We start from the raw sequence: 20,068 nt of genomic DNA on the forward strand, positions 1-20,068 counted from the left end.
AAGCAAATAATTATTTTTGAGAAAATAAACTTTTATATTAAATAGAATTTATCATATAAAAAAAAGAGCCTCTAAAGGTAGGCTCTTTTCTCTGATTCATTCAACATTATTAGATTACGTATCTTAAAAAGGAATATCATCATCTACCGGACCGTCAGGCATTGCCGTCGGTTTTGACTGTGCAGGCGATTGAGCAGGTTTATTAAATTGGTTCTGCTGTGCAGGTGCATTTTGATTATTAAAGCTGTTTTGGTTGCTACCCTGAGCGCCGCCTTGGTTATAACCGCCTTGTTGGTTATTTCCCTGTTGACCATAGTTATTTTGGCCACCTTGGTTTTGGTTCTGACCAGCAAAACCGCCGCCCTGATTGCCATAGCCGCCTTGGTTCTGATATTGATTCGAGCCTTGAGCGCCACTAAAGCCGCCGCCATCATTACTACCGCCAGTCGCACCATCGAGCATTTGCATTTGCTCAGCACGAATCTCGGTAATATAACGGTCTTGGCCGTTAGGATCTTGGTATTTACGCGTACGCAAGCTACCTTCGATATAAACCTTACTGCCTTTACGCAAATATTGCGCTGCGATTTCGCCTAGACGGTTGAACAATGAAATGCGATGCCATTCTGTCGCTTCTCTTTTTTCACCGCTTTGCTTGTCAGTCCACTGCTCTGAGGTGGCAACCGAAATGTTGGTCACGCTACCGCCATTACTGAACTGGCGAGCCTCAGGGTCTGCTCCAAGGTTACCAATGATGATAACTTTATTAACTCCGCGCATAATATCGTCCTTTTACTTATAAATAATTTGTTTGCCAGCTTTAATCGAGTATTTAATATAGAGTATGAATACTAGCAGTAATATGACTTCACTTTAACCATTTTTCTGTTAAATATCTAGGGGGCTTTGCGCTAAATGCGACAGCTCTTGTCGTGCAGAATCTGTTAATTGCGTTTTATCCAATTTTAAATAAGCGACCTGCTCTTTTGCCATCACGACCAACTCATCAACGCCATCTACCGCCAGCATTTGCCGTGACCAATCTTGGATATTGATATCTTTGGGAATGGTCACCGTGGTGCTTGATAAATACGGTGGATCAGCAATCGGAATAATCAGCAGCAATGCCGCGCCCATAATGACGGCTAAGATACCCCATGCCAACAGATTTGGCTGGGTTAATAATAAGCCGCCCATCGCCCCGCCAACAAAAGCACCAAAGAACTGACTCGATGAGTTTAGCCCCATCGCCGTTGCTTTATTTGCAACGGGCGCACGCTTCGATATCCATGAGGGAATGGTCGCTTCGAGTAAATTAAAGCCCATAAAGTACAGCAACAAGCCTAGAATAATACCAACCCCGACCTGACTACCAAGTGCTAATAATGCCAGAGCCGCGGTCATTAAGGCAATCGCTGCCAAGAATACTTGGCGCATTTTGCGTTTTTTTTCGGCAATAATAATAAAGGGTATCGCTACGGCAAAACCAATAAATAATAACGGTAAATAAACCAAACCCTGCTGACGTACCGATAAACCAAGTACTTCACTGAGCTGATGCGGTAAGATAACAAAGATAGCCGTCATGGTTAAATGCAGAGCAAAAATACCGATATGCAAACGGTTTAAATCGCCAATTTTTAGCACATCAGCCAATTGCTGACCAATCGACTTGTTATCGAGGTTGTGCTTAAGCACTCGTAGCGGCGTCGGTACGAATAATAATAGCAACATCGCTAAAACAGCAAAACCAGCGGTGAGCCAGAACAGCCCTGAGATGCCTAGCGAGCCGACCAATAAAGGCCCAAAGGCAAAGGCCAGCATAATAGAGGTGGCAATGGTCAAACCCATGGTCGCCATCGCTTTGGTGCGCATCTCTTCACGCGTCACATCAGCAAGTAGCGCCATCAATACCGCCGATACCGCGCCACTGCCTGCCAGCGCCCGCCCAATAATAACCTCGTAGATATCAGTGGCATTGGCAGCGATAATGCCGCCAATAGCAAATAATATCAGACCCAAAAAGATAATCGGCTTACGCGGAAACTTATCCGCTGCAAGGCTCATCGGTATCTGAAAAATCGCTTGCCCGAGCCCATAAATACCGACCGCCAAACCAATCAGAAATGGCGTTGCGTGCGCATAATTATCACCATACACCGAAAACACGGGCACAATCATAAACAGGCCAATCATCCGCAAAGCGAAGATACCACCGACCCCGAGAATTGCCCGTTTTTCTACGCTATTCATACTTGCCTCACTGGTTCATCATTGCTGGTTTATCACTGCGGCTTGCTGGTATTATCACGCCTTTATCAAGGCGTTAGCCTACAAATCAAGCCCACTAGTATAAGTCATTCGCCGTTTGCTTGCCGAAACTTTTATCTTACTGCTGCAGCCGCACGGTTGGCTTCTACTTGCGCTTTTTATAGAGGCGATAATTTTGTTACCAAGTGCATTTAATGACTCATTACACCTTGAATAATGCCGCTGCCATGACAATAAAGTAAGACGTTGACAAGATACTTGCCTTGACTGTACGGCAGCTTTTAGACTGATTTTAATGATACAGATTTATAGCAAGTATAATGGCTTTTAAAGCAGCCAAGCTTTTAAGAAATACGATATTTAAAATAATAAAATCTAAAGTGGCATGATATAAACAAGTAATACTTAAAAAAGCCGTGCTTACAACTAACAATATTCAAAACCGACATTTTCTCGAAAACTATGCTGAAAAAACTGAAAAACAAAGCTTAATTCAATCTATAACAAAGCACTTATGTTAGTTAACAAACATTTCATTTAGATTGTTTTAATGATTTCAAGGTTAAGACTTAAGTTAGGTTTGAACGTTACGCTTATATAAACCTACATCACTGACGCTTTATGAAAAAATTAGCGTATGAAAATCTATTTTATAACTGTTGTTTTATTAAGAAAATTTCGTGATAACGGCAGATTTTTACAAAGCCATAGCAACTTAACAACCAAATATGCTTTTAACAGCCCATTCATTAACTATATTTGACGCTTAGATTTTATATACCATTAGCAAATAGGAAACCTATCAACGATGGCACATGACCATATTGCAATACGCGGCGCACGTACGCACAACCTAAAAAATATCGATTTAGACATTCCACGCGATAAATTTGTGGTGATTACCGGTTTATCAGGTTCTGGTAAATCGTCACTGGCGTTTGATACGCTTTATGCCGAAGGGCAACGTCGTTATGTTGAGAGCTTGTCGGCGTATGCGCGTCAGTTCCTCTCACAGATGGAAAAGCCTGAGGTCGATAGTATCGAAGGCTTGTCGCCAGCGATTGCTATTGAGCAAAAATCGACCAACCATAACCCGCGCTCAACGGTTGGGACGATTACCGAGATTTATGACTATTTGCGTCTGCTTTATGCACGAATCGGAACGCCCTACTGCCCTGAGCATGGTGAGCCAATGGTGGCGCAATCGGTCACCGAGATGGTCGATCAAGTCATGGCGTTGCCTGCTGACACCAAGCTTATGATATTGGCACCGGTGATTCGTGAGCGTAAAGGTGAGCATACGGTTTTGCTTGAGCAATTAATTGGTCAAGGCTTTGTCCGCGTGCGCGTCGACGGTGATGTTTATGATACCGATGAGCTGCCAACGCTCGATAAAAAGAAAAAGCATACCATTGAAGTGGTGGTTGACCGCTTTAAAGTCCGTGATGACTTGGGCAACCGCGTCGCTGAAAGTCTCGAGACTGCCCTGCGTTTGGGTCAAGGTCTGGTCACGCTACACTTTATGGATGGCAATCCAAAAGAAGGCGGTGACGAAAATCAAGTCATGTCAGCCAAGCATTCATGTCCGGTGTGTGATCGCGCGGTCTCGGAGCTTGAGCCGCGGATGTTTAGTTTTAATAATCCTTATGGTGCTTGCCCAAGCTGCGACGGTCTCGGTAAACGTCAGTATTTCTCAAGCGATAAGCTAATTACCCATCATGAAAAATCGCTCAATCAAGGGGCGATTAATGGCTGGGATAAGCGGCACGCCTATTACTTTGGTTTGCTATCGACCGTTTGCCATCATTTCAAAATTGATATGGATGCGCCATGGCAAGATCTGCCAAAAACGCAGCAAGATATCATCATGCATGGCTCTGGTAAAGAAAAGCTTACCTTTAACTTTACCGATGAGCGCGGCCGTAAAACCAATAAAACCGTGCCGTTTGAAGGCGTACTGCCGTATTTAGAACGCCGTTATGCTAAAACCCAAAGTAACCTTGTGCGTGATGAATTGGCAAAATATCTCGCTGATACCACCTGTAACGTCTGTGATGGTGCGCGTCTCAACGAAATCTCACGCAATGTTCGCGTTGACGATCAAACCATTGCTCAAATCGTTAAGCTGTCTATCGGTGATGCTGCTGACTATTATAAAACGCTCAAGATTGGCGGTCATAAAGGTGAAGTCGCCGAAAAAATCTTTAAAGAAATTAATGAGCGTCTTAACTTCCTTGTCAGTGTCGGGCTTGATTATCTGACCCTTGCCCGCTCTGCTGAAACGTTATCGGGCGGTGAAGCGCAGCGTATTCGTCTTGCCAGCCAAATCGGTGCGGGTCTGATGGGCGTCATGTATGTCCTCGATGAGCCATCAATCGGCCTGCATCAACGCGATAATGATCGCTTGCTTAAAACCCTTACGCGTTTACGCGATTTGGGCAATACGGTACTGGTCGTCGAGCATGATGAAGATGCCATTCGTCAAGCGGATCATGTTATTGATATCGGTGTCGGCGCGGGCGTTCACGGTGGTCATATCATTGCGCAAGGGACGGTCGATGACATTATGGCAACCAAAGGCTCGCTCACAGGGCAGTATATGTCTGGTGAGAAACGAATCGAGATTCCAAGTATTCGTCATAAAGCCAAAACCATCGAAGTTGAAGCCAAAGGTAAAGCCAAACCCAAACAAGTACCGATGTCGATTGAGCTAAAAGGCGCAACTGGTAACAACTTAAAAGATGTCGATTTAAGCTTACCGATTGGCATTATGACTTGTATTACAGGGGTTTCTGGTTCTGGTAAATCGACCTTGATTAACCGCACCTTGATGCCTATCGCTGCCACCCAGTTAAACAATGCTTCAACGCTGATTGCTGATAAGCATGACAGTATTAGCGGTCTTGAGCATTTGGATAAAATGGTTGATATCGACCAAAGCCCGATTGGCCGAACACCACGCTCAAACCCTGCCACCTATACCGGTGTCTTTACGCCAGTGCGTGAGATGCTTGCCCAAACGCAAGAAGCGCGCGCCCGTGGTTATAAAGCCGGCCGTTTTAGCTTTAACGTCAAAGGCGGGCGCTGTGAGATGTGTCAAGGTGATGGTCTCATCAAAGTTGAGATGCATTTCTTACCTGATATGTATGTGCCGTGTGATACCTGTCATGGCAAACGCTATAACCGTGAGACGTTAGAGATTCATTATAAAGGTAAAAACATCGCCGATGTGCTTGATATGACGGTTGAGGATGCGACTGAATTCTTCTCAGCGATTCCAGCGATTCATCGTCGCCTGCAAGCGCTGATGGACGTTGGTCTAAGCTATATTCGTTTGGGTCAATCAGCGCCAACGCTATCAGGCGGTGAAGCGCAGCGCGTCAAACTGGCGCGTGAGCTTGCCAAACGTGATACCGGACAGACGCTATATATCTTGGATGAGCCAACCACTGGTCTGCATTTCCATGATATCGATAAACTGCTCAATATCCTGCACACCCTGCGCGATAAAGGCAATACAATCGTAGTCATCGAGCACAATCTTGACGTCATCAAAACGGCGGATTGGGTGATTGACCTTGGCCCTGAAGGTGGCAAAGGCGGCGGCATGATTATCGCGGAAGGTACGCCCGAGGAAGTAGCAGAAGTTAAAGGCTCGTATACTGGCGAGTTCTTAAAGCCGATGCTTAAGCAAAAGATGAAAGAAGTAAGTTAATAGAAGTTAGATAATAATTAATGGAAAGGCTACTCTTTAGGGGGTGGCCTTTTTTTTAGTTAATAGACTATAATTCACTGAACTACTAAGTCTTCTATATATCAATTTTGAGATTGAGGTTAAAATTAATTTTTTGAGGTTTTAGTATGGATATTAAAAGAACAGAGATTAATCTTAATCTTGAATCATATAAGCATGAAGGACATTTCGTTGAAGTCTCTATTGATCTACTTATTGAGGTTGGAAGTTATATTACTTTATTAGTTAACTTATATGATAATAATGAATTTACATGGAATGATGATCAAGCCGTTATTGGGGGAAACCTTGTAAGACTCTATAAATTAATTTTCGGTGTATTAGACAATGTTTGTGACCAAAAGGGAGAGTTTGTTCAGATTTTCACAAGACTAGCTTTTGAGTGTATTGTAAATACAAGATATTTAATCAAAAACTATGACGAAAAGACAATAATATCTTATAAGCTTAACTCACTTAAAACTGACAAAAGGCTCTACACTGAAATTAAGTCACTTATTGCTGAAAGGAATAATATGGTACTACCAATTGAGCACAGAATGATGTCTTCGATTGAAAACTTGTTCGCAAAGTCAAATATTGATCTTGATATGGATCATAAAACTGAAAGGAACTGGGGTAATAAAAACTTTTTTGAGAAAACTAAATCACTAGGTTTAGATAAGTTATATTTGTCTCATTTTTCTATGACTTCGAACGAAATCCATGGAAGTTGGAGCGACTTAATGTTCCACTAATAGCGACGGGAAATTCATACCTAATTTTGATTGGGATACTCCAAGGCCTCAACCTTTGACTGCAATAGCATTCCTAGTGCCAACATTACTCATAGAATATCTTGAAAGTTTTTTTGATAATACTCCTAGACAAATACTTACAAAAATTGAAGAGTTAGAGAATAGAGTTTCATTGTTCATGGAGCTACATGAACAATGGCTTAAAAAAAACCAATAGGTTAGTTTCAAGAAAGAAACCCAAGAATTCAATATTAAGCAAAAACATATTGTTAGAGGTCACATAATTCACTCAACATACAAACTATAGAGACTAAAATGGGTCCAGATCCAAGTGATGGCATCATTACTAATATAGATAGAACATTAGGTATCGCCTACGTTCAAGATACATACGAAAATACTTTATTCCATTACGACTTGTCCACATACACAGGTAAGGACATCTTATTAACAGGTACTCAAGTCGCGTACTATAAACTTTATAACGATACCCCAATAGCAGTTGCATTATTTACTATAAAAGAAACAGATAATTCTGAATTACTTAAGAGACATGATGAAAAACACCATCATGGCTCTCATTTTAAACAGAGATTTGAAATACCCAAGTATAAATTTTTGTTCTTCGGGATATGTCTTTCATTAGGTATTATTGCAGGACTCCTAGAATTATTCTAATTTTTGTTGTTAAGCTTATGCTGAGTGAATAAGGAAATATAGGTGAATTGAGATAGCCAATTAACAATAATATGAAACCACAGTCTAATAGCTAAACAAACTCCCTCTCAACATTCATCACCCGCGCATCTACCGTCCGTTCTATTTTTTCCTCGATTTGGCTGCATTGCGACTCAACCTCACGTTTAGACAGGCCAACGATTACAAACGTCCATTCGCTGGCATCATGCCGATCACGCTTGCCACTTTCACAAACCGCGACGCTTGGCGTATTGCCAAATGAGTACAGCTTGCCACACCTAGCCCTTAAGACATAAGATAACCATCAAATCAGCCACTTGTACATATCCTTTTGTAAAAAAAAGATAAGTCGTTTGACTTACCTTTTGTGGTAACATTTACTTTTTTGAATACTTACTGAGTTATTTACGTTTAATAGTTCTAGTAGTAGTGGCGTTAGTAGTTACTCCAGTAGTTGCCTTAGCAGGTGCTTTAGCCGCCGCTTGATAGACTGGCATAACTTCAGGTAACAGGGCCTGAATTTTAGCGATACGCTGCCCAGAGTTTGGATGCGTAGACATCAAAGTAACTATCGCATTGCTACGACCATTGGCTGCCTCCATTTTTTGCCATACTGCAATTGCAGCTTCTGGATTGTAGCCTGCCTGTGCCATCAAACGTAAACCACCAGCATCGGCTTGTGATTCTTGACTACGAGAAAACGGCTTATCAAGGCCGTAGTCACTAATTAAACTCATTGCCTCAGCATTTAGTCCTGTTTTTTCCTGTATCGCAGCACCGCCTAATTGAAGAGCTAAGCCGGTCAGAATTTTTTGCCCAGCATCTTTTTTACTGTGCTCAGATAATGCATGGGTCATTTCGTGTCCCATGATCGCAGCAATCTCTGCATCTGTTAACTTCAACTTTTCTACAATACCGGTGTAAAAAGCCATTTTACCGCCAGGCATTGCCCAAGCGTTTAATTCAGGTGAACGTATAACTGTAACTTGCCAGTCAAAAGGAACACCTGTTGTATTAGCACGAACGGCATAAGGCTTCATACGATTGAAGACATTTTTAACTCGAATAGCAGTGGCAGAAGTATTATCTACTGCGCCTTGACCATTGGCTTTAGAAACCACTTGAGAGTAACTTTTAGCCGCATTAGTATTTAACGTAGCAGTATCGTACCCTGCCATATCAGCTACAGTGGTACAACCTACTAAAGTTGTAATAGTAGTCAAAACTAAAGCACTTTTTATTTTATTAACAGTTTTCATTAAACGTCCTAGTTGAGAAATACAGTCAAATTAAATAGCTCAATTAAAATCATGAAGTTATAAATTTAGAGCTTTACTACCGTAAATTTATATCTAGCATGACCCCGATTGATAGCAATATATAATTGAATACGTAACTGGAATGTAAGTAATGTTTCTGAATTGCTGAAAGAGATTATCATAGCAAAAAACAAATGTCTATCAGTGAGTTAAACTATAGTTAGTTTTTCGAAAGTCGTAATCTCTACTTAAGCTATATTCGAAGCATCCAACTGTATTCTTTTAATCATGGCAACTGTTTAGTTAGACTGTTGAGATAAATTCTCCTAAACAAACTCTCTCTCAACATTCATCACCCGCGCATCTACTGTCCGCTCTATCTTCTCCTCGATTTGACTGCATTGCGACTCGACCTCACGTTTAGACAGCCCGACTATCACAAACGTCCATTCGCTGGCATCATGCCGATCCCGCTCACCGCTCTCACATACTGCGACGCTTGGTGTATTGCCAAAGCGTGCATGCAAGCCGCCCATGCGTTGGCGCTTTTCTTTTAATGAGCTACATCCGGGTAGCGCAAAAGTCAGGGTTAAGATAGCGATATGCATTTTATTCTCCTTGCGACAGTGGTTTACGCTTTATAATAGTAGCAAATAAGCACGGTAAGTTATGCTATCGTTACCTTGCCGTATCGATAACCTATAACCGCTCACACTGTTTATGGTTATAGCATTCATAAAAATCACAATAGCCAATATGCGTATCTAATCAATGACCTCTATCAGCTACGTACAGCAACAGCACATTACTCGATTATGCGTGCGCTGCGGATTACTCCTTATGCAATATGGCGCTGAGTCTGCCGTGGTGGTGGACTTATCAAAACGCTTAGGGCTTGCCTTGGGGATGAACAGCGTAGAATGTTCGCTAAACTTCAATGCCATTACCTTGACCACTATCTGTGATGAGCGCTGTATCACCACCACTCGAGACACGATCAATCAAAGTATTAATGTCAATTTATTGGTACAAATTCAGCAAATCGTCAATAAAACCGAAGCCACTGTCGATGATAATGAGTTGACTCAACGCACGACCCTTGCCTTTGATGAGTTAGATAATAAGTCGGTGTATCCAACATGGTTGGTGGGCATATTTGTTGGGGCGTCTTGTGCCGCATTTGCTTATCTAAACGGTGGCAGTTGGTCGATTACTGCTGTGACCTTTATCGCAGGTATGGTAGCGATGTTCACTCGCATTTATCTGGCCAAACACCATTTTAATCCCTTTATCACGGTCATTGTGACGGCTTTTATCGCCTCTTTAATTGGGGCGACAACCTATTATTTTGATATTGGTAATAATGCCGATATTGCCGTTGCCTCTAGCGTGCTGTTACTGGTACCAAGCTTTCCTTTGATCAATTCTTTCTCAGATATCTTGAAAGGCTATGTCAATATTGGCGTTGGGCGTGCCGTTTTTACCTATATGTTGACCTTGTCCGCTTGCGTTGGTATCGTCATGGCGCTGGTTTTACTTAGAATACAGCACTGGGGGTTTTAAGATGTGGTTCATTAAAACCGTGGTGCTGTCGTGCATTATTACCCTTGGTTGGACGCTGATGTTTAGCGTGCCCAAACGCTATATTTTGCCGTGTTTGCTGATGACCGCGTTTGGATTTGGGTTAAAAACCGCGCTTGTTTATCAGCATATCCATCTGGTGGTTGCTAGCTTCTTTGGGGCGATGCTTGCCAGCTTTTTGGGTGTCTACTTTTCTAAAAAATATACGCTACCGCCCAAAGCGTTAATTTCACCGAGCGTCATCTGTATGATGCCAGGTATCGCTGCTTATAAGGCGATGGTCAGTATGGTGCAAATTGGTTATTTTGGTTTTTCCGACGAATTATTTAGCCAAATGATGGTGTATTTATTTGAGGCCTTGTTTGTAACCTCGGGATTGGTGCTAGGCTTATCCATTCCCGGACTGTTATTTTATAGGCGGCGTGCTATAGTTTAGATGGGCTTAGATATCAAGCTATTTATGCCTAAATACTTTTATATTCTGATACTAGCTGGCATATCCTTATAATAAAAACCTTGTAAGATTAATAATGATACCCATTACAATAGAGTTCAAAATAACAGAATTAAAAAATAATAGACTGCAAAATTGCACCAATACGCATTAATACGTACTGAATAAAGAGACTTAACCATGACAAAACATTATGACTATATTTCCATTGGCGGCGGTAGCGGTGGCATTGCCTCGATCAATCGAGCAGCGAGCTATGGCAAAAAATGTGCCATTATCGAAGCCAACCAATTGGGCGGCACTTGCGTAAACTGGGGCTGCGTACCCAAAAAGGTGATGTGGTACGGCGCGCAAGTGGCCGAAGCCATCGTAAAATATGCACCCGATTATGGCTTTGACGTCGAGGTCAAAGGTTTTGACTTTCAAAAACTGGTCCATAGCCGCCAACAATATATCGAAAATATTCATCGCTCTTATGATAACAATCTGGCGAAAAATGGCGTTGAAGTGATAAAAGGCTTTGCTACCTTTGTCGATACTAACACTGTCGAGGTCAATGGCGAGCTGATTACCGCCGACCATATCTTAATCGCGACAGGCGGTCATCCGATTCTCCCCGACATCAAAGGTGCAGAATACGGCATCGATTCTGATGGCTTTTTTGCGTTAAATGAAATGCCAAAACGAGTTGCTATCGTTGGCGCTGGCTATATCGCTGTCGAAATCGCTGGCGTGCTCAATAGCCTTGGTGCTGAGGTGCATCAGTATGTGCGTCAACATTCGCCGCTGCGCTCATTTGACCATACTATCGTTGAAACCTTGCTGATAGAGATGGAGCAAGACGGTATCCAGTTGCATACCAATACCACACTCACTGAGATTCATAAAAATGAAGATGGTAGCCTGACGTTATGTACCGCAGATGGTAGCCTTGATACGGTAGATTGCTTGATTTGGGCGATTGGACGTGCGCCCTCAACCGACAATATCAACTTGCAAGTAACCGGCGTTGAGACCACTGAATTTGGCAAAATTAAAGTCGATAAATTTCAAAACACCAATATCAAAGGCATTTACGCGGTCGGCGATATTATCGAAAACAGCATTGATTTGACGCCAGTGGCTATCGCTGCCGGTCGCAGGCTTTCAGAGCGCTTATTTAACAATAAAACCAATGAGCATCTCAGTTATGACTTGATACCGACGGTCATCTTTACCCACCCTGCTATCGGTACGATTGGCTTGTCTGAAATCGACGCCGTTGAGCAGCATGGCAAAGAAAATATCAAATGCTATAAATCAACATTTACCTCTATGTATAGCGCAGTCACACAGCATCGTCAAAAGTGCGTGATGAAACTGGTGTGCTTGGGTGAAGAAGAAAAGATTATTGGCTTACATGGTATTGGCTACGGTGTCGATGAGATGATTCAGGGCTTTGCGGTGGCGATAAAAATGGGCGCGACGAAAGCTGACTTTGATAACACGGTTGCCATTCACCCGACAGGTTCAGAAGAATTTGTGACCATGCGCTAGTTTTTATAGACCAGATAATATGAGTAAAAAGCTACCTTTAACGAGGTAGCTTTTTTATTAGACGTCATTAAGGCGTTTCTAATATAAATCTTCATTTATCAAAGCGGTTAATTATCCAGCGTCCATTCTCCCTTGGCATGATAAACGTTAAATATGGTTTTATTAGTTCGGCTATTTCCCGCAATCGTTTGGGTGATATCAGCGGTACAGCTAAAATTACGGTTACCCTTGACGCGGTTACAGTCGATATTCTCGACACGCTCAAGCGTTGGCATCATGCGCTCCATCAAACTGCTTATATCTTGCGCCATTTTGTCATTCTTATTATTGCTCGCATTCGTTTTAGCAGCCTGCATTATCTTGTTACCCTCTTTATATTGTGCTGCGATCAATTGCTCAATCACACTATCAGGAGGTGCTTTAGAATAGGTGACAAAAAATAGTATAAAGAGGAGGAATAACGTCAATTTTTTAAACTTTCCCACCTTGACCTCCTGTTATGCTGATAGCGTTTTTCAAACGTAAGAGGCAGATAATTCAGACAGCACAATCACGATACTGCTATGATGCGTTTAATAATCACCGTTGCGAGATGCTTGTGTGGCAGATGTATTTTTCTATCTTACCGATTGGTCTTGGTATCATGACCTTGGTCGCAAGCCTAATCGGCTTGTTTGCTTATTTGATGTCCAATGATAATGCCACTCGCTTGCTGGGTTTTAACTGGTTTAAGCGTTTAATTATCGTGGCATTTCTCCTATTGAGTGTCGGTTTATTTATGACCTTTGGCAGCTTTTGGGGTTAATGGCTTTGGCGTTAATTGCTCTGTGGTTCATTGCTCTGAGGTGAATGGCTTCAGATTTAGTAAAACTGATTGACTTATCATTAGCTTACGAGTTTTTCTAATTCTAATAATTCTAAATCTTGGCGCTTAGGTTCGCCATTATTACCGTCGACGGGAAACGGCATGCTATTGCCATTTAAACGATAACCGCGGCGCTGATAATACGCCAAGAGCTCTGGTCGATGACTGAGAATAGACATCGTTAAACGCGCAGGGTTTTGTGCAGGCGTTTGGGTAGTTGCTTGTAAATGCCGCTGCGCAAACGTCTCAGCCGCCTGCAGTATCTGATGACCGACGCCAAGCCCTTGCAGCTCAGGCAAGACGGCAAACATACCGATATAAGCTTTTTGATTACCCGCGCGCTGATTTGTAGCGACATCATCTTTTATGTCGACCGCGATACAGCCCAATAGCTCGCCCGTTTCTTTGCCATCACGCTCACTTGTTGTGGTTTTTGGATAAATAAAAACGTAATGCTTGGGGTCATTAATGACAGCCAATAGCTCATCTTTGGTAGTACGAATACCGCCCACCAAATCTGCCTCATTGGTCCAGCCTTCCGCTTGTCGATAACAGCGATTGAGCAATTGCTCGAGTGCGTCGACATCACTTGCTTCAGCTTGACGTAAAAATACGGTTGTTTTGTTTAAGGCTTCTTGAGTGATGTGGTCTTTATTCATAGCATCGGCTTTCCTTTTCCATTCATGTCTTATAAAAATCTATGGTATAAAAGGCTGGCTCGGATAACCAAGCCAGCCTTTATAATAATACGTATCCGTTTTTACTACTAGCGCGATAACGCATGGGCTTGCTCGATAATATCAAACCCAGCATTGATTTGCGCGCGCGTTGGCGCGTGACCACGGCGCAGTAGCTCAGAGAAGGCAATCAACTCTTTATCACGGCCAAGTGAGATAGCAGCACTTGCACGGGTGTTTTCTGCTTCGTCATCAAAATAGTACTCGATACAGTCGAATTTACTCGGCGTGCCGAATATAATACTATGGTCAGGCGTTGCGGCATGACCGCTATAGCGTAGGCTATTGCCATACTGTGCTGTCCAAAAAAATGGAATACGCTCGGCTAAAGAGTTGACATTGTCTTCATTTAAGATAGCAGCGGCCGCAACGATACCGTGTTGCAGGGCCACGCGCCAATGTTCGATACGCATACGCCCCATCTGATTGGTGGCTTTGGCAATATCACCCAACGCATAGACGCCGTTGCGCAGCTCTAAATAGTCGTTAACTTGCACACCATCAGGATCGTTGACCTCGTCTATTATTTCGGTACGCGGTGCTACACCTGTACCCAATATGACCATGTCGGCGTCAATTTTGTTGCCGTCATCTAAGATAACCCCGCTCACTGTGCCATTATCTTGCGCTATCTCAGCAACGTTGGCACCAAAGGCGAAGTTCACGCCTTTTTCTTTATGCAAATCAATCAGAGCATCACTGATACTTTCGGAGACAATATTGCTCATTACCCGAGGGCTACGACCAACGATGGTAATAGAAGCGACCTTCCCCGCCTCCATTAATGCTGACGCCACTTCCATACCGATAAAGCCGGTACCGACGATAACTACCTGCTTGTTTTCACTGGCCTCTTTAATGTCTTTGGCATCATCCATACTACGCAGTGTATAGACTCCCTTGGCATCTGCGCCTTTAAACGGTGGCACTTTTGGCTCAGCGCCTGTCGCCACCACTAAGAAGTCCGCCGTTTGCTCTTCACGTTTACCATCTTCGCCTTTTATGACGATGGTTCGCGCGTTTGGTAATACTTCGCTGACAGTTTGGTTTAAGCGCAAATCAATACTATTGTTACTCGCCCAATCCGCGCCGCCAAGCATCAAATATTTCTCATTCATTTTGCCAGCCAAAAACATCTTGGATAATAAAGGACGATTATAAGGCGCTTTATCATCTTTACTAATCATCGTAATCTTGCCGCCATAGCCACTATGACGCAGCTGATTGGCAGTCATAAATCCCGCGCCGCCGCCGCCAATGATAATGGTATGGGTGTCCGTCAGCTTGTCATTTTCCACGCGCTTATCTATCTTTGCGGCGGTATTGACGACGATGCTATCGCCCTCATCGCTTAACTCGTATTGGGTCAAGCCGCGCATCGCAACAGGCTCCAATAGCGTGCCGTCGCGACTGTCAAAAGTACCGTGATGCCACGGACACACGACGCGATTACCACAGCGCAGCCCCTCACCCAAATCTGCGCCAGCATGCGGACATTTACCATCGAAGGCACTAAATTCGTCCTCATCACGGGTGATTAAAATGATACTATCGTCATCCTGTTTATAGGATTTCATGCCACCATTTGGAATGTCGGCTTTGCTAATGGTGACGGTATGAATCGTTGCTTTACTCATGAGTTATCCTTAACGGTTATTATTAAAATTTATTATTTCCTGCTGCAAATGTACTTTTTATCGGCGTTTTAAATAAAATATTAATGCCAAAAATACGTGATTAAAAGACCAGATGTCTTGCCAGATACTTTGATACTAGCAAGACCCATTGCCAGACGCCATTTTTTTATATACTGACTGCGTTGCAAAACGTAAACTTACCTTTACTCCCTCTTTAACGTTTTGCTCTTACCACTTTTTATCAATACAAAAGATACCTTTTATGACTTCTCAAGACGATTTTGCTAACGACTCATTTAATAACGATTCTCCTAATAACAAACCTTTGACTGATAAAACCTTTGATATCTCAACTATCGATATTACCGCCGCCACTGATACGGCCAAATTGCCACAGCCGACGCAGCAGCCTTTAAGGCAAGCGACCTATAAAGCCTATGCCACAGATTTTGTGGTCAATGAGATATTGCCGCTCGCCTTTACGGGCGAAGGTGAGCATTTATGGCTGCATATCGAAAAGCTCGGTATGAATACCGCCTATTTGGCCAAATTATTAGCCGAATGGGCAGAGATTCCACTGCGTGATGTTGGTTACTCGGGGCTAAAAGACCGTCATGCGCTGACGACACAGTGGTTTAGCCTGCGGATACCAAAAAAGCAATTACCTGAGTCTGAATTTGCTCCAGTAGATATTGGCGCCAATGAATCGCTCACCATCCTTGCGCAGGAGTGGCATAATAAAAAACTCAATCGTGGTACGCATAGAGCCAATCAATTTATCATTACCTTGCGTGACATCCAGTTTGCGGGCACAGAGACGACGCCGTCTAACAAAAGCAACAAGGATACCGTCGAGCAGCATTTGGCCCATATCAGCATAACGGGCGTGCCCAATTATTTTGGTCCGCAGCGCTTTGGCCGTCACGGTAATAATGTTAGAGAAGCATTGGCGTTATTTGCGCGTCCAGCGCCAGAAAGTCGTCCGCAACCCAAAAAAGGCAAACGTAAACAGGCGCCGCGTGAGCAAAACAGTATGGAATTATCAGCGGCGCGCAGCTTGATATTTAATGAGATATTAGCAGCGCGGGTGCGTGATGGTAGCTGGAATACGGGGCTTACCGGTGAAGTGTTTAATTTGGATGGCTCAGGTTCAATATTTGCCAGCGAAGTAATGGACGACACTTTGCAAGCGCGACTTGCCAGCGGTGATATTCATCCAACGGCAGTATTATGGGGCGTGGGTAATGATAAAGTCAGTGGCGCAGCAGCCACTATCGAAAATATTATCGTACAGAAAAGTCCATTGTTAAGTCAGTTGGCAGCAGGCTTAGAGCAGCGCGATATCAAAGCACAACGACGCGCGCTAAGATTACCGATTGAAGAATTAAGCTGGAAATGGCAGGACGCAGATGATGGGCTGAGCTTGGTACTCAGTTTTACTTTAACGACCGGCAGCTTTGCAACCAGTGTACTTTCAAGCTTAGTACAGAATTTAAGCACTTCATCTGGCGTTAGTTAACGATTAGCTAGTCGCATAAAGGACAGCGATCTTGTCTGTTTCTGCCGCGAGCATATGGTTGGCACTGACCACCTGATTACGCCCGCGGTCTTTTGCCTCATACAAGGCTTTATCGGCGATACAAATTAAGCGCTGACAAATATCGCTGGGCAGTTGGGCTTGCACTATTTCTTTAGCAGCGCGCTTTCTTCTCTGCGAAATCCTTTTTTGTGCATGGGTCTGTTGTGCGCCTGCTTGGTTTGAGCTGTGCGAGCCACGCTCTTGTCTACGCTCTCCTTGCCTACGGTTTTTGCGCGCTTCTGTCAGCGCTTGCGTATTTTCTTCTAGCGCTAAAGCTTTATACTCATTTTGAATACGCGCACGCTCTTCATGCGTCAGAGTATAAACCCCTAAACTGGCAGTAATATAAAAATCGACATTATCATCGCTCTTGATGACTTGTTGGGCGATATCTTTGCGTAGCTGTTTAGCAATAGTCATCGCGCCCTCGTGCGTGGTATCTGGCAACACGATTAAAAATTCTTCGCCGCCATAACGACTGACAATCACCTCTTCTGATAACGATTTTAATAGCGTTTGGGCAACCTCAGACAGCACTTGGTCGCCAACGTCGTGACCATAATTGTCATTGATATTTTTAAACCAATCTAAATCCAATAAAATCACACTGAAATCTTGCTTATCTCCCATTGCGAGCAGCGCTTGCTGCATCTGCGTCAAACCATAACGGCGGCTTTTTAACTGGGTCAATTCATCTTGATTGGCATACTGCATAATCTCAGCTTTACTGTTATCCAATATCAATAGCAGGGTGCGAAACATATAGATGATAAAAATTGCCTTTGGCAGCGCCATATAAATATGGGTGGTGCGCCAAAAAAATGCTGAAGACAAACGCAGTTGATTAAAGGTCTCCCAACTCAGTATCCCATTTTTAAAAATCGACGCAGAAATGGCATTTTCAATTGATGTCATCTCGCTATAAGTAAGATAGCTATAAGTAAGATAGCTATAGCCATCTAAAGGAAAAGAGCTCATCGTCATTTGACGTAGATTGGGTATCGTCAAGCCAAAATAGGGAACCAAAGTGACGAGAAAAATCAGGACAATATGACCCAAAAAGGCTTTCCAGACATAGCGGCGACGTATAAGCATCATACCTAACATCGCGCCGCCAACGAGTGATACTCCCGCGACCAAACTACTGTGACCCATGACTAAAATGACCACGGCAATATAAAGGCTATAAAGCGTGACGATTATCGCTTGCCACTTATATAACGAATCCGTGTCTTTTCTAATCGGCGATAAGCGGCTAACCATCCAAGAAAAAAACAGGACCATCAAGGTGAGCCCTATCCACAAGGGATACAGCACATCCATATTTACGTAGGAGCCATAGATATCTTGGCGCCACCAGACAAATAAACACCATAGCCAATGCGATGACACTTCCAGCAAAATAAACAATGCCAGCAGCGATGCCCTATCAGCAGCTTGCCACTCAAAAATCACTCGCGAGAGTTTTCTGTAGCCTAGATGAGATATCGATACAGCCATAATGGGCTACCGCAGATAATGAAAGTTATTGAGCTAAAACCAAATAAGAAAGTAAAAAGGATGATTTATGTTAGATCTAAACTGACGCATTTAGTGTGGCAATTTTTCTTTTAATTATCAATCTGTTTAAGTGATTTATGCGTCAATATCTGACACCTCATTTTGGCCTATGTTTTTTTAGTAATGATTTTTAATAATGATTTTCAATTATATGGTCAATTTACAATGCCGAGTCACAGGATCGACTTATCATTTTAAATAATAGTTTTGGTTTATACTTTTAACTAAGCCAATGTCGCAAATGACTGCCAAATGCCCTGCTGTTCAGGGTGAAGGTTTGGTACGTCACCCAAACGTCGCCACGGCATATTACTACCATGAAAATCACTGCCGATAGAGGCAGCAAGCTGATGTTCAGCGATACTGCGATCGACCATTCGACGGGTACTAATCGGTTCGCTAGTTGAGGGTAACTCACAAGCATCACCGCCAAGCCCGGCAAATTCTTCGATAAGTTTACGTACGCGAGTGGCAGATAGCTGATAGCGGGTTGGGTGCGCGAGTACCGCCTTGCCGCCGCAAGCGTGAATCAGCTCGATGCCGCGCTGCATGGTTAATGCTTCAATTGCCACGTAAGCGGGCTTATTATCCGCCAGATATTTATCAAAGGCTTTTTGCACGGTTTTTACCTCACCCCGCTCAAACAACACTTGACCAATATGCGCACGCCCTACCGCTTGTGGATTGCCGCCTGCTTTATCGAGCACCGCTTGCCATAGCTCATTATAATCAATATCTAATAGCTCACTGAGTTTTGCAGTGATACGTTGACCGCGCGTGGCACGGCTATCTTGCAACTGCTGCAACGTCGCATGCATTTTATCAAAGTCGGTGAAATCAAGTCCCAACACATGGATAATTTTATTAGTGGATTTATTTTTGCCATAGCCGCCGCTAAGCGTATGCTCGCAGCTAATCTCAACCCCATTGATTAATTGTATATCATAGGCCGCCGCCGCCGCGCGTGCCTCGTCGATACCCATCAAGGTATCATGATCGGTCAGCGCCAGTACATGAATGCCAGCATTATGCGCGCGCTGTACTACCTCGGTCGGCGCATAGGTACCATCAGAGCATGTACTGTGGCAATGTAAGTCGATTTTCATAAAGCTGGCCTTAAGGTGTTGAAAGTGTTGAAAGTGTTGAAAGTGTTGAAAGTGTTGAAAGTGTTGAAAGTGTTGAAAGTGTTGAAAGTGTTGAAAGTGTTGAAAGTGTTGAAAGTGTTGTGCATTCAAATACGCTGTCACTACTGACTATATTATCAGTAAAAAAGGGGAAATGCGGCGAAGATAACGCATGAAGGCAGATCATAACGGATGATTATCCTGTTACTTGCTTTTTTTTGCAGCAGTAGACGTGTAAACTACCCCATACGTTTTTTGTTGGACATCCTATTTGC

Annotated in this window: 18 protein-coding genes; 8 read left to right on the forward strand and 10 right to left on the reverse strand. The window is 43.3% G+C overall.

Annotated features, from left to right (window positions below; translation table 11 throughout):
* Positions 1-123: 123 nt before the first annotated feature.
* Positions 124-780, reverse strand: a complete 657-nt coding sequence (ssb, locus tag JMX70_RS02545; RefSeq protein WP_068403903.1) for a single-stranded DNA-binding protein — start codon at positions 778-780, stop codon at positions 124-126.
* A gap of 108 nt (positions 781-888) precedes the next feature.
* Positions 889-2,253 (reverse strand): MFS transporter, encoded by a 1,365-nt coding sequence (locus tag JMX70_RS02550; protein WP_144296615.1) that lies wholly within the window; start codon positions 2,251-2,253, stop codon positions 889-891.
* An 826-nt stretch (positions 2,254-3,079) separates the two neighbouring features.
* Between JMX70_RS02550 and uvrA the strand changes: the two genes are divergently transcribed.
* The 3 genes from uvrA to JMX70_RS02565 all read left to right on the forward strand — a co-directional run bounded on the left by uvrA (position 3,080) and on the right by JMX70_RS02565 (position 7,440).
* Positions 3,080-5,986 carry an excinuclease ABC subunit UvrA gene (gene uvrA, locus JMX70_RS02555; RefSeq protein ID WP_201589310.1) on the forward strand — a complete coding sequence of 969 codons (2,907 nt, stop codon included), beginning with the start codon at positions 3,080-3,082 and terminating at the stop codon, positions 5,984-5,986.
* 146 nt (positions 5,987-6,132) lie between these two features.
* Positions 6,133-6,762: a DUF5677 domain-containing protein gene (locus JMX70_RS02560; RefSeq protein WP_201589313.1), complete on the forward strand. Its 630-nt coding sequence runs from the start codon at positions 6,133-6,135 to the stop codon at positions 6,760-6,762.
* A 315-nt stretch (positions 6,763-7,077) separates the two neighbouring features.
* The gene (locus JMX70_RS02565) at positions 7,078-7,440 is read left to right on the forward strand and encodes a hypothetical protein (protein ID WP_201589316.1); all 363 of its coding nucleotides are present in this window, start codon (positions 7,078-7,080) and stop codon (positions 7,438-7,440) included.
* A gap of 91 nt (positions 7,441-7,531) precedes the next feature.
* Here JMX70_RS02565 and JMX70_RS02570 read toward each other — a convergent pair whose 3' ends face one another.
* The 3 genes from JMX70_RS02570 to JMX70_RS02580 form a co-directional block, all read right to left on the reverse strand.
* Positions 7,532-7,729 carry a DUF503 family protein gene (locus JMX70_RS02570; RefSeq protein ID WP_227671157.1) on the reverse strand — a complete coding sequence of 66 codons (198 nt, stop codon included), beginning with the start codon at positions 7,727-7,729 and terminating at the stop codon, positions 7,532-7,534.
* A gap of 133 nt (positions 7,730-7,862) precedes the next feature.
* Complete coding sequence (locus JMX70_RS02575) at positions 7,863-8,720, reverse strand: M48 family metallopeptidase (protein WP_144296618.1); 858 nt, start codon at positions 8,718-8,720, stop codon at positions 7,863-7,865.
* A 326-nt stretch (positions 8,721-9,046) separates the two neighbouring features.
* Positions 9,047-9,328, reverse strand: coding sequence for a DUF503 domain-containing protein (locus JMX70_RS02580; protein WP_201589318.1), 282 nt, complete (start codon positions 9,326-9,328; stop codon positions 9,047-9,049).
* A 163-nt stretch (positions 9,329-9,491) separates the two neighbouring features.
* Between JMX70_RS02580 and JMX70_RS02585 the strand changes: the two genes are divergently transcribed.
* From JMX70_RS02585 to gorA, 3 genes are all read left to right on the forward strand, one after another.
* The gene (locus tag JMX70_RS02585) at positions 9,492-10,283 is read left to right on the forward strand and encodes a threonine/serine exporter family protein (protein ID WP_201589320.1); all 792 of its coding nucleotides are present in this window, start codon (positions 9,492-9,494) and stop codon (positions 10,281-10,283) included.
* Between the two features lies 1 nt (position 10,284).
* On the forward strand, positions 10,285-10,737 hold the full coding sequence (locus JMX70_RS02590; protein ID WP_011280954.1) for a threonine/serine exporter family protein: 453 nt from the start codon (positions 10,285-10,287) through the stop codon (positions 10,735-10,737).
* Positions 10,738-10,935: 198 nt separating this feature from the next.
* Positions 10,936-12,291, forward strand: a complete 1,356-nt coding sequence (gene gorA, locus JMX70_RS02595) for a glutathione-disulfide reductase (RefSeq protein WP_201589322.1) — start codon at positions 10,936-10,938, stop codon at positions 12,289-12,291.
* Positions 12,292-12,398: 107 nt separating this feature from the next.
* Here the strand turns inward: gorA and JMX70_RS02600 are convergent, their stop codons facing one another.
* Entirely contained in the window at positions 12,399-12,776 is a 378-nt protein-coding gene (locus JMX70_RS02600; protein ID WP_227671135.1) for a hypothetical protein, read from the reverse strand.
* 107 nt (positions 12,777-12,883) lie between these two features.
* On the opposite strand from JMX70_RS02600, the gene JMX70_RS02605 reads away from it, so the two are divergent.
* The gene (locus JMX70_RS02605; RefSeq protein ID WP_068403915.1) at positions 12,884-13,096 is read left to right on the forward strand and encodes a hypothetical protein; all 213 of its coding nucleotides are present in this window, start codon (positions 12,884-12,886) and stop codon (positions 13,094-13,096) included.
* Between the two features lie 80 nt (positions 13,097-13,176).
* Here the strand turns inward: JMX70_RS02605 and JMX70_RS02610 are convergent, their stop codons facing one another.
* Together JMX70_RS02610 and JMX70_RS02615 are read right to left on the reverse strand one after the other, a co-directional pair.
* On the reverse strand, positions 13,177-13,815 hold the full coding sequence (locus JMX70_RS02610) for a GNAT family N-acetyltransferase (protein ID WP_201589324.1): 639 nt from the start codon (positions 13,813-13,815) through the stop codon (positions 13,177-13,179).
* Positions 13,816-13,922: 107 nt separating this feature from the next.
* A complete protein-coding gene (locus JMX70_RS02615; protein ID WP_201589326.1) occupies positions 13,923-15,530 on the reverse strand; it encodes an FAD-dependent oxidoreductase in 1,608 nt (535 codons plus the stop codon).
* 262 nt (positions 15,531-15,792) lie between these two features.
* Between JMX70_RS02615 and truD the strand changes: the two genes are divergently transcribed.
* Positions 15,793-17,049 (forward strand): tRNA pseudouridine(13) synthase TruD, encoded by a 1,257-nt coding sequence (gene truD, locus JMX70_RS02620; protein WP_201589328.1) that lies wholly within the window; start codon positions 15,793-15,795, stop codon positions 17,047-17,049.
* A gap of 3 nt (positions 17,050-17,052) precedes the next feature.
* Here the strand turns inward: truD and JMX70_RS02625 are convergent, their stop codons facing one another.
* Both JMX70_RS02625 and JMX70_RS02630 read right to left on the reverse strand, forming a co-directional pair.
* The gene (locus JMX70_RS02625; RefSeq protein WP_201589330.1) at positions 17,053-18,609 is read right to left on the reverse strand and encodes a GGDEF domain-containing protein; all 1,557 of its coding nucleotides are present in this window, start codon (positions 18,607-18,609) and stop codon (positions 17,053-17,055) included.
* A gap of 284 nt (positions 18,610-18,893) precedes the next feature.
* Positions 18,894-19,775 (reverse strand): PHP domain-containing protein, encoded by an 882-nt coding sequence (locus tag JMX70_RS02630; RefSeq protein WP_191690385.1) that lies wholly within the window; start codon positions 19,773-19,775, stop codon positions 18,894-18,896.
* Positions 19,776-20,068: the final 293 nt, after the last annotated feature.

The organism is Psychrobacter pulmonis, assembly GCF_904846465.1.
Lineage (GTDB): Bacteria > Pseudomonadota > Gammaproteobacteria > Pseudomonadales > Moraxellaceae > Psychrobacter > Psychrobacter faecalis.